The following is an 11840-nucleotide window of genomic DNA, read 5'->3' on the forward strand; positions in this document are numbered from 1 at the left end:
TCGATTGAGGCGCCGGTTATTCGTTTACTCATAGTTCCACTCGGTCGAGACCGTCTTCACCAAATGATTGGTCTAGTTGATCATGACGATACATCGAGGCGAGCACATATAGTAGGTCGCCTTCCTCGATGGATGTCTGTCCATTTGGTGGAATCAAATATTCGTTTCGGACGATGGCGTTGACGACGGTGTTCGGTGGGAGCGTGATATCCGCTAACGTTTTGCCGATCATCGAGGAGCTCTCCGTGACAACATAAGGAACGAGCTTATGTTGAGACTGTTTACTCGAGACGAGGGCGATCGTATACGGCGAACGGATTTTGTCCGGTCCGAGCAACCCCAATTTTTCAGCGAGCGGCGTCAACGTCGTTCCTTGAATCAAGGCACTCGTCACGACGACGAAAAAGACGGCGTTGAATAACAGTTGACTATTTTCAGTGCCGGCAATGAGCGGGAAGGTTGCAAGGACGATTGGTACGGCTCCTTTTAAACCAGCCCATGAAATAAAGAATTTTTCTTTTCTTGTAAAAGCCATCCCGAGCGTCGATAAATAGACGGCAATCGGACGAGCCACGAACATGAGGACGAATGAAATGAGTAGTCCTTTCCAAATCAAGTCCGGTTCGATGAGTTGACGAGGGAAGACGAGCAACCCAAGAATGACGAACATGATGATTTGCATGATCCATGCAAGTGCTTCCGAGAATTGGACAATCGTCACTTCATGCGCCGTATCCGCATTTCCGACAATCATGGCGGCGATATACACGGCAAGCAGTCCACTTCCCAATAAGTAAGCCGTGACACCATATGTGAGGAATGCCATCGAAATCATGAGGACGGCATGAAGTCCACTCGACTCTAGTCTCAGGTGGTTCAACATGAGGCGGGACAGTTGACCGAGGACAAAGCCGATGAGGGCCCCGATAACGATTTGAAGAATGAACATCCAAATGCCATCCCATATGGTCGTGCCTGGCTTCATCATGAAGTCGAGAGCGAGAATCGTCAAAAACATCGCCATCGGGTCGTTCGTGCCGGACTCGGCTTCGAGTGTCGCACCGACTTTCGGTGAGATGTTCTTACCTTTAAATGCAGCGAAGACGGCAGCCGCATCGGTCGAACCGATAATCGCACCGAATAAGAAAGATTCAATCCAGTCGAAACCAAATACGAAACGAACGGCTACAGCGACGACGGTCGTGGTAATTAAGACACCGAATGTCGCAAGTGAGGCAGCTGGCGCGAGGACACTCCGAATCGATGACCATTTCGTCTGAAGACCCCCTTCAAACAAAATGACAATCAAGGCGGCTACCCCGATCAGCTGTGCCAGGTTGGAGTCGTCGAAGAAGATGAGACCGGTAATATCACTTCCCATGATCATGCCGATCCCCATAAACAAGATCAAGGCAGGCAAGCCGAAGCGAGTCGAGATTCGCGTTGCCATGACACCGGCTACAAGGAGGAGACCGAAGAGTAAAATGAGTACATCAGTACTGATGACAGGTACGGGCAAACACAACACTTCCTTTCTAAAACAATACTCTTAGGTTCATTATACCATGAAATCGTCTGATATTTCAGAATTGACGATTAGACCAACCTTACACATTGGAATTATAAGTTATGGATATGGTAAAGTGAGAACAAGAATAAGGAGGGATGATGATGTCTAAAATTCACGTCATTCATGAGAACGAAGAATGGACGAACCATCTGGTTCATCGCTTAGAAGAACTACAGTTGCCTTATGAACTATGGCACTTGGACCAAGGGACGATTGATCTCGAAGCAACACCCCCGGAAGGTGTCTTTTATAATCGCATGAGCGCTTCTTCGCACACACGCGGGCATCGGTATGCACCCGAATTGACGGAAGGTGTCCTCGCTTGGCTAGAAGCGCATGACCGTACCGTGTTCAACGGAACGCGTGCCATTCGCCTAGAAGTAAGTAAAGTCAATCAGTACACGGCGCTTCGTCGTGAAGGGATTCGTGTGCCGAAGACGATTGCGGCGGTCGGTAAAGACCAAATCATCGAGGCGGCCGAAAAGCTAGACATGACACCGTTCATCACGAAACATAACCGTGCCGGAAAAGGACTTGGTGTCCAATTGTTCCATACAATCGAAGGATTGAAGGAATATGTGTATGGTGCCTCGTTTGAGGACTCGATTGACGGCATCACGCTCATCCAACAATATATCGAAGCCCCAGAGCCGTATATTACCCGTTGTGAATTCATCGGTGGGAAGTTCCTTTATGCGGTGCGTGTCGATACATCGGAAGGATTCCAGCTCTGCCCGGCAGATGCCTGCTCGATTGAAGACCAGTTCTGCCCAGTCGGGGGGACGCCACCGGCGAAGTTTGAAATCGTCGAAGGGTTCGATGACCCGATCATTTCACAGCTTGAACAGTTCCTGAAAGCGAATGAGATTGATATCGCCGGAATTGAGATTATCCGAGACCGAGACGGTAACGTCTACGCCTACGACGTCAATACGAATACGAATTATAATTCCGACGCTGAAGCGAAAGCAGGGCGCTATGGGATGCTTGAATTGGCTACTTTCTTAGGCGACGCACTTCACGTCACCACGACAAAATAAGGGTCAGGCGCTCGCCTGACCCTTTTGCTGTGTATGTTTGAGTTGCTCTTCAAATCGATGTTGGACTAATTCTGCTGTCGGTGCCATTCGTTCGATGAACGAATCTAAACGTTCCGCAGTGTCACGATCGGTTTCTTTAAACACGCGCATCGTTGTTCACCTCGTTAATCAGGATTACTTGCTTACATCATCCTTAATTCCCGAGGTGCTATACGCGTAAACCTTTTACACGCTAAAGAATGTGCTCAAATTTTCTTTCGGTAAGATGTTTCCGACGTAGAAGTCGCCGAACTCACCGTATTTCGCACTCACTTCATCGAAGCGCATCTCGTAGACGATCTTCTTGAACTGAAGTGAATCTTCAGCGAAGAGCGTGACGCCCCATTCCCATGCGTCGAATCCAGTCGACCCACCGATGAACTGCTGAATCTTACCGGCGTAGCTACGACCGATCATGCTGTGGCGATACATGAGGTCTTTGCGCTCATCCATCGACAACATGTACCAGTTGTCGCCGTCGCGACGAGCCTTGCTCATCGGGTAGAAACAGATGTGTGCGGCTTTTGGAAGTGTCGGGTAGAGACGTGAGCGGATATGAGGGTTTTGATACGGGTCCCCGTCTCCAGATCCACGATACATACCGAGCTCGATGACCGATACGTATGAATACGACGGAATCATATAGTCGTATAGCGCTGTTTTGCGGAATGCGCGCTCGACGTCTTCAAGTTCGTTGAATGTCGGGCGAAGGACCATCAAGACGAGGTCTGCCTTCTGACCGAGAATCGAGTAGAAGGCGTGGCTTCCTTCACCTTTTGCTTCCACTTCTTCAAGATCCGCGAGGAACGCAGTGAACTCGTCAATCATCTGTTGACGCTTCTCGGCGTCGACGAGCTTCAAACGAGCCCAATCGATTGTGCGGAAATCATGAAGGGTATACCATCCGTCTAACGTGGCGGCGGCATGTTGTGTATCTGTCGTAGGTACTGGACGTTCTGACATAAAAAAATCTCCTTTCGGGACTTGGCTTCGCCGTCTATTTTACCATACACGCTTCACTGACTGGCAACTTTGAGGCACTGTGAGGGTTATCACGATTCATGAAGGGTAAAGAACAGAGGGCAGAAACATGAAAACGGCTACAAAAATGGCTGTATCAGTCGATTTAGCGAAACTGTTCTATTCATATAATGATTGATTCTAAGCGATTTATGGCGAAATGGGCAGAATAGTTTATTTTAAAAAGGGTACTGTGTATAATTGAAATCGCGTAAAGACACAAGTCAACGGCAAAACCACTAGCAGTCATGCTGTAAATTGAGAAAAGGGGTTCATTCGTTATGAAATTATTTGAAACGTTGAAGCAAAAAGTCAGTCCGATTCGTCCAACGATCGTCTTCCCGGAAGGCGTCGATGAGCGTGTTCTTGGAGCAGCTGTTCGATTAAAGGCGGACGGTATGGTAGAACCAATCGTCGTCGGTGCGAAAGCAGACGTTGAAGCGGTTGCGGCAAAACACGGTTTTGACATCTCAGGTTTGACACAATATGACCCAGCGACATACGAAGACATCGATGTTCTCGTCGAATCATTCGTCGAGCGTCGTAAAGGAAAAGCGACAGCTGAACAAGCGCGCGAACTCCTCACATCGGATGTGAACTACTTCGGAACGATGCTCGTTCATACAGGCAAAGCAGAAGGTCTTGTCTCAGGCGCGATGCACGCGACGGCCGATACGGTACGTCCGGCACTTCAAATCATCAAAATGCAACCAGGCATCAAAAAGACGTCAGGTGTGTTCATCATGGTACGTGACGACGAGCAATACGTCTTCTCGGACTGTGCGATCAACATCGCACCGGACGCGGCAGACTTAGCAGAGAACGCATTCTTGTCGGCAGCGACAGCGAAGACATTCGGCATCGACCCACAAGTCGCGCTTCTTAGCTTCTCGACGAAAGGTTCTGCGAAGTCACCTGAAACGGAGAAAGTCGTGGAAGCGACTCGCCTTGCAAAAGAAAAATCACCGAACCTTCCAATCGACGGAGAACTTCAATTCGATGCGGCATTCGTCCCTAGCGTAGCGGCGAAGAAAGCACCGGGTTCTGACGTAGCAGGTAAGGCGAACGTATTCGTCTTCCCAAGTCTTGAAGCAGGAAACATTGGCTACAAGATGGTTCAACGTTTCGGTGGATTCGAAGCGATCGGCCCGATCCTTCAAGGTCTCAACAAACCAGTGAACGACTTATCACGTGGCTGTAACGAAGAGGACGTCTACAAATTGACACTCATCACAGCAGCACAAGCAATCGACGAGCGCAACGAAGCGTAAGTCCGGAGCATCCTTCTTATAGAAGGGTGCTTTTTTTGTGTTTTTTTGAATGGTAGCTGAGGTAAACTAAAAGAGGAATCCATTATCGAAAGGGGAGCTATGTATGCAAAGCATTCATGCGACGGAATTACGAGAAAAGTTAGAGAACGGGGAGTCTCTCCATATCATCGATGTGCGCGAACAAGATGAATATGATGTAGGGCATATCCCGAACGTCCCGCTCTATCCACTATCTGAATTCCCACATGTGACAGAAAAGTTGGCACAAGACAATGTGTATCACGTCATCTGTCGCTCAGGTGGACGAAGTCAAACAGCATGTGATTACTTAGAGTCGCAAGGCTACAAAGTCATCAACGTCGACGGTGGGATGCTCGCTTGGGATGGCGACATCGAAGCGTGATGCTAGATAATCCTTGGGTCGTCGTGCCGCTTCTTATCGCGCTCTACCTCACGGTCTATGCGGTGATGAAGCGATTTGACTGGGAGAAGTGGCGACTCGTCTGGGTAGTCTGGGTGATGCTCATCATCATCTTATTGACGATTGAACTCGTGACAAGTCTATAAAAAAATGCGGAACCATCTTGCAAAAGAGGTTCCGCATTTTTTTATGCGTCTTGACGCTTATCGAATGTGATCGATGCGATGGCATCGTGTTGGTGAATCGATTCTTCGTTACGGCATTCGACGAAGAAGTTCACGACTTCTTTCATCTCGTACAAGTCAGCCGCGATCAAGCGGACCATATCTTCTACGAAACGTGGGTTTTCGTACGCGATTTCAGTCGCACGTTTTTCATCCGGACGTTTGAGGACCGGATGGAGTGGTGCTGAGGCGTTTGACTCCGCTGCATCGAGAAGTGCCGCACGCCAGTCGAATCCGTCCATCGACGTTTCATCAAGACCTGCTTCGATCGTGATGTATCCACGTTGGTTATGGGCGCTGTACTCACTGATTTCTTTTGAACATGGGCAAAGCGTTGTGACGTTGATGACGAGACCGACCGTCACGTTTGCGACGCCCGTTTCAAGGTTGTACGTCACACGGTGCATGACGTCTGCGTTCATCAAACCGCTAAGACCTGTCGCAGGTGCTTTACGCGTGAAGAACCATGGGTAACGGATTGTCAATTGGCCTTCCGTTTGTTCCATACGCTCGGCAAGCTCCTGTGCGAACTCGATCAACGAACCGTTCGATACCGTCCATCCTTGTTGATGGTACGCGTCGAGCTGTTCAGTCAAACGGGACATGTTGATTCCTTTACGATCTTGAACGAGCGATGTCGTCAATTCGAATGTAGCGACCGTTGATTGGACCCCTTCTGGCGTCTCGACGTTCACAGGGTGCTTCACATTTGAGATGCCGACACTGTCGAGGGCGAATAAGAAGTTTTTCGGTGTATTTTGTAAATCGACCATCTGTTCTTTCTCGGTCGGCTTTGTTCCTTTAATCGGTGGGACCGACCCGAACAATTTATGTCGTTCTGCTTTAGTAGGTAAAGCGACATGGCTTGTAGACATAATCGGATTCTCCTTTTTTAGAGCGGTTCAAAGGACCACTCGTTCTTGTTAGGATTTTATCACGAAATGATGGCTGAACGGGTATGATTTTGCTCTCATAACATGTTTTCAATATGCAATTGCAAAAAAATCCTTCAGATATTGAACAAAGAGGATTGATTTACTTTGTGAACGGGAATAAAATGGTCCTGTGAACTTAAAAATAGATCACTGTTAAATATGAAGGAACTGAAAGAAAAAAGGAGATGTTTTTATGGATTGGCAGTTAGTTCTGCAGTATGCCTGGATCGTCGTCGTACTCGTCGGTTTGGAAGGCTTGTTATCTGCAGACAACGCGCTCGTCTTGGCCGTCATGGTCAAACACTTGCCGCGTACAGAGCAGAAGAAGGCATTGTTCTATGGACTCTTAGGGGCGTTCGTCTTCCGATTTATCGCATTGTTCTTGATCTCGTTCTTGATCAATGTATGGCAAGTACAGGCACTCGGTGCACTTTACTTAATCGGGATGAGTGCACGACACCTGTATATGACCTATAAGGCGAGAAAGATGGAGCCGCAGCAGGAGTTGGCGGCCGAAGCGAAAGAAGAGACGGCTGTCACAGAAAAACCGGTATCGAAGAAAGAGTTTTGGCTCACTGTTGCGAAAGTCGAGTTTGCGGACATCGCTTTTGCGGTCGATTCGATCTTAGCAGCGGTCGCGCTTGCGGTCAGCTTGCCACCACTCGGTCTTGGTGAAATCGGTGGGATTGACTCAGGCCAGTTCTTCGTCGTCTTGACTGGTGGACTCATCGGGGTCGTCTTGATGCGATTTGCGGCACGTATTTTCGTCAAGTTGCTTCATCAGCGTCCTACACTTGAAACGGCTGCCTTCATCATCGTCGGTTGGGTCGGGGTCAAGTTGACGGTTCTCGTACTCGAGCACCCAGGTTTCAAAGAGTTGATTGCTGGTACACCGTTCGAATTCATGGGGCTCCCAGACGGATTCGTCCACTCGACAGCTTGGACCATCTTCTTCTGGTCAGTCATGGTCGGGATTGCGACATGGGGCTGGTTCTCATCGAAATCAACAGCAAAACAAGCATAATCTCCAAAAGCGTATCTTCTCACGGGAAGTACGCTTTTTTTTGTTTTCATTTCTGTGATACGAGGGAATATATCAAATAGATACTATCTTTTAGATAGGAGGGGTCGAATGCCTCGTGAAAATATGACACGATACGCTGTTTTAGGCTTATTGACGACGGAGTGTCGAACAGGATATGACATGAAACAGATGATTGATCGTAGCCTCAACCATTTTTGGAAAATTAGTTTCGGTCAAGTGTATCCGATGCTCCGGACGTTAGAAACAGAAGGGTTGATTCATCAGGTGGAAGACAATGAACGGAAAGCATACGAGCTGACGTCAAGCGGTCACGACGAGTTAAGGCAATGGATTGCAGAAGAGCCGGATGCGTTACCGGTTCAACGGAATGAGCTCTTGCTAAAATTGTTCTTCGCTCGACATGAGACGATGGAGCAAACAATCAGCAAAATTACACACCATGAACGATTGCTACGGGAACGACTGGAGACGTATAAAGCCATCGAGACGATGATTCAAGCGAGCGACTCGCAATCACCTGACGCTGTTTATTGGTTGTTGACACTCGATTATGGAAAACGCCAAACGAAGGCGTTGATTGAATGGTGTGAAGCAGCTGTGATCACCCTCAAAGGAGGAGAAAACGATGGCGCGCAAAATGGCCGTCCCGAATGAAGAAGTAGTGGTGTTTGTCATTGGCTTACGAGTGAATCGTTTGCGATCGATTCGAAAATGGTGGTCGGTCTTCAATGCCATGCCGGCCATGCTGAAAGAATTGTATACACAGAAGGAACTTGGCTTTCTGTCACATGATCTGACGATTGGTTGGCGCTCGGTCACGTTGATTCAATATTGGCGGTCAACAGATGAATTACTCGACTATGCGCACGGGAACACGCATCTTGAGGCGTGGAAAGCATTCAATCAAAAGGCAAGGGCGACGGATGTCGTTGGTATTTTCCACGAAACATACGCAGTGAGTAATTATGAGACGATGTATGTCAATCTACCGGATCGTGGTCTCGGTAAAGCGCTTGGTACTGTGGATGTAGGCAAAGGAAGAAATTCGGCAAAAGAGCGATTGGGTGAACGGTCTTTACACGAGCAAAAGCAACGGACAGATGCATGACGCACCTGCCCGTTTTTATTATGCATTCACATTTTCTTTGTCGTAGATCGGCACCCAGCCCTCGGTCGTCACGAAAATACGAACGGCGACGACTTGGCGGTCTTCTTGCAACGTGAAGTAATGACGCGTGTTGACCGGCACCGAGATGAGGTCACCCGGATTGAGCTCGATATTAAAGTACCCGCGCTCTGCATCGTCAATCGCAAAGATGCCGTGACCACTGACGATGAAGCGAACCTCGTCGTCCGTATGGTGATGTTCTTTTTGGAAGTTGACGAGCAGTTCGTCTAAGTTTGGCGTCGTATCAGACAAGGAAATAACGTCAGCCGTTTGATAACCACGTCGCGTCGATACGTCTTGAATCTCGTCTTGGAACGTCGATAAAATGACGCCTTTGTCTTCATCTGTCAGTTGATAGTTTTCTTGAAGGGAAGCTGGTAATTTCGCGATATCCCATGCTTCGTAAAGGATGCCTCGTGAGTCTAAAAAGTCACGTACCTCTTGTTGATCACTGACACGTTCTTCGGTTTGTTGAAAATAAATCGTTGCCATGTTGAATTCCTCCTTATGAATGGACGCCTAAGGCGCGTAATTTTAATGAGTAGCTAAATAAAAATTCATATGCTTCTAAATAACGTTTTGCTGCAGCGGGTGTTTCGCCCCAAACGGTGATCCCATGGTTCCGGATGAGGACGGCACCGGCTTCGCTTGTGACATGTGGGGCAAATGCATGGGCGAGTGTCGGGATATCCGCATGGTTCTCGATGATCGGGATCCGGACACTGGCCGTTTCCTCCCAATAGCCGAGTGCTTTGATGATTTCTTGACCCGTGAACGTGACATGTCCGTTCGCCGCGTAAAGCTCTGAGATGACGTTATTGTCGACCGTGTGCACGTGAAGGGAACAGGTTGCGTTCGTCTTGTTAAAGATTTCGACGTGTAGCAACGTCTCCGCGGACGGTTTGCCTGTTTGCTCTCCAATCAATTGACCGGTCGCATCGACGAGGACGAAGTCTTCATTGGTGCGCTTTCGTTTATCACGACCGCTTGCCGTTACGAGGAACGTCAACGGGTCGTCCGATACGCGGATCGCCAGATTGCCACTCGTCCCGGGGAACCAGTCCCGGGCGGCAAGCTCGTCTTTAATGTCGGCGAGTTCTACCCATTGTTCTTGTACGGTCATACGTTCACTCCTTTCATGTGAGCTGAAATGTCATAGAATGTCTCGAACGGAACATAGTGGATTCCTTCTGTCTCGCAAAGTGAAATCAGTTGACCCCGCGCATACACGACGTCGGCACGTTTGGCGATTTCAAAATCGGTGACGGAGTCCCCGATGACGATCAACGTATCGGTAGGTGAGACGATCTGTCGGGCAATCGTCGGCTTGCAACATCCGCAATCATTCGAGCAATGGGCATCGCATGAATGAGGCCATATGACACGTGCCGTCTCCCCTGAAAAATCAACGTGATTGCAGTAGATGTGTTCCGGTGCCACATGACCTTCTAGAATCGGATGGACGAAAAAGTCCATACCGCCACTGACGACATCAAATCGAAAGCCAAGTGACTGTGTCTCTTGTAAAAACTTGATGAACCCTGGCCGAAGCGTGATGGTTGACTGCAGAAAGTCATGATACAAAGCTTGCTGATGACTCGGGAGCAGGCTGAACATTTGACCGACGCCTTCTCGAATGGAGAGCGTTTGGTTCAAAACACCTTCTTTGAGTTCGACCCATTCAGGTGGGGCGAAGCGTCGCATCAACGCGATGATGTTATCTTCTTCCGTGATGGTGCCGTCGAAATCACAGATGACGTGCGTACTCATCGCGTACCCCACGCATCCAACGCGGTCGATAACGCATCGGTCTCGCTCGTCTTACCGATTGCCTGGTCAATTGCTTGGCGGAATGCCCTCGCTCCGGCAGCCGCACCGTCGGGATGCCCATGAATCCCACCGCCGGCATTGATGACGACATCCGTTCCGAAGTCACGAATCAAATCCGGGACGAGTCCTGGGTGAATTCCGGCAGAAGGGACCGTCAGAATCGGTTTCGTCCAATGAGGTTCTGTCGCGTAAGTTTGAATCTGTTCTGCTTCGTCTTTCGGTGTCGACAGTGAACCATATGGTGACGGGAAAAGCGTCAAGTCCGCCCCGGCGAGTCGAATCAGTTTCCCGAAAAGGAGGGAATGACGAATCGATCCGGTCAACGCTCCTGCAAAAGCGGGATGTGCCAAAATCGGGACGTGAATCTCGGGATCTTTAGCGAGTTCCCGTAACGCGTCGAGCCCGTACGTATACACGTTGAACAAAAGTGCGGTCGCGCCTGCCTCAATCAAACGTTTCGCCTGGTCGCGTAAGGTGAAAACGGGTCCGCTCAACGTGACGGCGTATAGAACGGAACGACCCGTTAGTTCTTGGTGTTCTTGAATGATCGATGCTCCAATCCGAGCCCGTTCGAGCGATGGGGTGAGCGGATTGTCATATAAAATCTCATCGTCTTTCACAAGATCGATGCCACCTGTAAACTGGTCACGAAGTTGTGTCGCCAAAAAATCAAGGTCACGCCCGATGACGCCTTTGAAGATGCTCATGGCGAGCGGTCGGTCGTATACTCGAAGGATGTCGCGGACACCTTCGACTCCGAATGCGGCACCCGGAAAGTCCGATGCGAGCTCGTCTGGGAGCGTTAGGTCGACAAGTTGGACGCTTGGGTCGAGCGACAGCTTTCCGAATGTCGTCGTCAGAATGGACGAAAAGTCCGGCGTCACATTATGTAGCGGGTAACGAATCGAGAAGCGACTCGTCGTTTCCTGTTGGGAGGTATCGATGACCTCACCGCGGAATGCCTGTAGTTGATGCTGCTCGAGATGGTTCAATTCGGTCCATGTGCCGACGGTCAGCTCATGTGCGATTTTTTCAGCCACGTGCTCGACGTGATCGGTATGTTTGATTTCATAAGTAGCGATGATTCCCATAAGTTCCTCCTTTCAGGTCAAACAAAAATGACCTCATGCCAAGGCAAGAGGTCATTCGAAAACAATGAACTCTTATCTCTCAGCGATAGCTGCAAGAATTAGCACCGTGCCATTTCTGGTCGGTTGCTGCGACATCATCGGGCTTGTCCCTCCGTCTGCTCTTGATAAGAATAGTTGTGAAGTTGT

Annotated in this window: 15 protein-coding genes and 1 riboswitch; of the genes, 7 read left to right on the forward strand and 8 right to left on the reverse strand. The window is 49.2% G+C overall.

Annotated features, from left to right (window positions below; all coding sequences use genetic code 11):
* Positions 1-28: 28 nt before the first annotated feature.
* Positions 29-1519 (reverse strand): potassium/proton antiporter, encoded by a 1491-nt coding sequence (locus AC5LIL_RS01690; protein ID WP_214784959.1) that lies wholly within the window; start codon positions 1517-1519, stop codon positions 29-31.
* Between the two features lie 152 nt (positions 1520-1671).
* On the opposite strand from AC5LIL_RS01690, the gene AC5LIL_RS01695 reads away from it, so the two are divergent.
* Positions 1672-2610, forward strand: a complete 939-nt coding sequence (locus tag AC5LIL_RS01695) for an ATP-grasp domain-containing protein (protein WP_499824651.1) — start codon at positions 1672-1674, stop codon at positions 2608-2610.
* Positions 2611-2613: 3 nt separating this feature from the next.
* On the opposite strand, the gene AC5LIL_RS01700 is transcribed toward AC5LIL_RS01695, so the two are convergent.
* Positions 2614-2760 carry a hypothetical protein gene (locus AC5LIL_RS01700; protein WP_012727492.1) on the reverse strand — a complete coding sequence of 49 codons (147 nt, stop codon included), beginning with the start codon at positions 2758-2760 and terminating at the stop codon, positions 2614-2616.
* A 75-nt stretch (positions 2761-2835) separates the two neighbouring features.
* Positions 2836-3612, reverse strand: coding sequence for a hydrogen peroxide-dependent heme synthase (gene hemQ / locus AC5LIL_RS01705; protein WP_031422065.1), 777 nt, complete (start codon positions 3610-3612; stop codon positions 2836-2838).
* Positions 3613-3950: 338 nt separating this feature from the next.
* Here hemQ and pta point away from each other — a divergent pair, with 338 nt between their 5' ends.
* From pta to AC5LIL_RS01720, 3 genes are all read left to right on the forward strand, one after another.
* Complete coding sequence (gene pta, locus AC5LIL_RS01710; protein WP_214744764.1) at positions 3951-4940, forward strand: phosphate acetyltransferase; 990 nt, start codon at positions 3951-3953, stop codon at positions 4938-4940.
* 103 nt (positions 4941-5043) lie between these two features.
* A complete protein-coding gene (locus AC5LIL_RS01715) occupies positions 5044-5343 on the forward strand; it encodes a rhodanese-like domain-containing protein (RefSeq protein WP_499824652.1) in 300 nt (99 codons plus the stop codon).
* Positions 5319-5507: a hypothetical protein gene (locus AC5LIL_RS01720; RefSeq protein WP_499824653.1), complete on the forward strand. Its 189-nt coding sequence runs from the start codon at positions 5319-5321 to the stop codon at positions 5505-5507. Before AC5LIL_RS01715 ends, AC5LIL_RS01720 begins: the two co-directional genes overlap by 25 nt.
* Positions 5508-5548: 41 nt before the next feature.
* Here the strand turns inward: AC5LIL_RS01720 and folE2 are convergent, their stop codons facing one another.
* Positions 5549-6460, reverse strand: coding sequence for a GTP cyclohydrolase FolE2 (folE2, locus tag AC5LIL_RS01725; RefSeq protein WP_214784951.1), 912 nt, complete (start codon positions 6458-6460; stop codon positions 5549-5551).
* Between the two features lie 253 nt (positions 6461-6713).
* Here folE2 and AC5LIL_RS01730 point away from each other — a divergent pair, with 253 nt between their 5' ends.
* From AC5LIL_RS01730 to AC5LIL_RS01740, 3 genes are all read left to right on the forward strand, one after another.
* Positions 6714-7544: a TerC family protein gene (locus AC5LIL_RS01730; RefSeq protein ID WP_499824654.1), complete on the forward strand. Its 831-nt coding sequence runs from the start codon at positions 6714-6716 to the stop codon at positions 7542-7544.
* Between the two features lie 108 nt (positions 7545-7652).
* Positions 7653-8219, forward strand: a complete 567-nt coding sequence (locus AC5LIL_RS01735; RefSeq protein ID WP_499824655.1) for a PadR family transcriptional regulator — start codon at positions 7653-7655, stop codon at positions 8217-8219.
* Entirely contained in the window at positions 8191-8673 is a 483-nt protein-coding gene (locus AC5LIL_RS01740) for a DUF4188 domain-containing protein (RefSeq protein WP_499824656.1), read from the forward strand. The genes AC5LIL_RS01735 and AC5LIL_RS01740 overlap by 29 nt, the downstream gene beginning before the upstream one ends.
* A gap of 18 nt (positions 8674-8691) precedes the next feature.
* Here the strand turns inward: AC5LIL_RS01740 and AC5LIL_RS01745 are convergent, their stop codons facing one another.
* Genes AC5LIL_RS01745 through AC5LIL_RS01760 form a run of 4 tightly spaced genes read right to left on the reverse strand, consistent with a single transcriptional unit; the run spans position 8692 to position 11654 of the window.
* Positions 8692-9225, reverse strand: a complete 534-nt coding sequence (locus AC5LIL_RS01745; protein ID WP_499824657.1) for a cupin domain-containing protein — start codon at positions 9223-9225, stop codon at positions 8692-8694.
* A gap of 13 nt (positions 9226-9238) precedes the next feature.
* Positions 9239-9856: a methylthioribulose 1-phosphate dehydratase gene (locus AC5LIL_RS01750; RefSeq protein ID WP_499824658.1), complete on the reverse strand. Its 618-nt coding sequence runs from the start codon at positions 9854-9856 to the stop codon at positions 9239-9241.
* Positions 9853-10503, reverse strand: coding sequence for a 2-hydroxy-3-keto-5-methylthiopentenyl-1-phosphate phosphatase (locus tag AC5LIL_RS01755; protein WP_499824659.1), 651 nt, complete (start codon positions 10501-10503; stop codon positions 9853-9855). The genes AC5LIL_RS01750 and AC5LIL_RS01755 overlap by 4 nt, the downstream gene beginning before the upstream one ends.
* The gene (locus AC5LIL_RS01760; protein WP_499824660.1) at positions 10500-11654 is read right to left on the reverse strand and encodes a 2,3-diketo-5-methylthiopentyl-1-phosphate enolase; all 1155 of its coding nucleotides are present in this window, start codon (positions 11652-11654) and stop codon (positions 10500-10502) included. Before AC5LIL_RS01760 ends, AC5LIL_RS01755 begins: the two co-directional genes overlap by 4 nt.
* Positions 11655-11723: 69 nt before the next feature.
* Positions 11724-11825: riboswitch (SAM riboswitch) on the reverse strand.
* Positions 11826-11840: the final 15 nt, after the last annotated feature.

This window comes from Exiguobacterium sp. RM11 (assembly GCF_059821525.1).

Excerpts from the sequence above, each read along its gene's own strand:
- AC5LIL_RS01695 (WP_499824651.1), top strand. The coding sequence starts at position 1,672 with ATGTCTAAAATTCACGTCATTCATGAGAACGAAGAATGGACGAACCAT.
- AC5LIL_RS01700 (WP_012727492.1), bottom strand. The coding sequence starts at position 2,760 with ATGCGCGTGTTTAAAGAAACCGATCGTGACACTGCGGAACGTTTAGAT.
- hemQ (WP_031422065.1), bottom strand. The coding sequence starts at position 3,612 with ATGTCAGAACGTCCAGTACCTACGACAGATACACAACATGCCGCCGCC.
- pta (WP_214744764.1), top strand. The coding sequence starts at position 3,951 with ATGAAATTATTTGAAACGTTGAAGCAAAAAGTCAGTCCGATTCGTCCA.
- AC5LIL_RS01715 (WP_499824652.1), top strand. The coding sequence starts at position 5,044 with ATGCAAAGCATTCATGCGACGGAATTACGAGAAAAGTTAGAGAACGGG.
- folE2 (WP_214784951.1), bottom strand. The coding sequence starts at position 6,460 with ATGTCTACAAGCCATGTCGCTTTACCTACTAAAGCAGAACGACATAAA.
- AC5LIL_RS01730 (WP_499824654.1), top strand. The coding sequence starts at position 6,714 with ATGGATTGGCAGTTAGTTCTGCAGTATGCCTGGATCGTCGTCGTACTC.
- AC5LIL_RS01735 (WP_499824655.1), top strand. The coding sequence starts at position 7,653 with ATGCCTCGTGAAAATATGACACGATACGCTGTTTTAGGCTTATTGACG.
- AC5LIL_RS01740 (WP_499824656.1), top strand. The coding sequence starts at position 8,191 with ATGGCGCGCAAAATGGCCGTCCCGAATGAAGAAGTAGTGGTGTTTGTC.
- AC5LIL_RS01745 (WP_499824657.1), bottom strand. The coding sequence starts at position 9,225 with ATGGCAACGATTTATTTTCAACAAACCGAAGAACGTGTCAGTGATCAA.
- AC5LIL_RS01750 (WP_499824658.1), bottom strand. The coding sequence starts at position 9,856 with ATGACCGTACAAGAACAATGGGTAGAACTCGCCGACATTAAAGACGAG.
- AC5LIL_RS01755 (WP_499824659.1), bottom strand. The coding sequence starts at position 10,503 with ATGAGTACGCACGTCATCTGTGATTTCGACGGCACCATCACGGAAGAA.
- AC5LIL_RS01760 (WP_499824660.1), bottom strand. The coding sequence starts at position 11,654 with ATGGGAATCATCGCTACTTATGAAATCAAACATACCGATCACGTCGAG.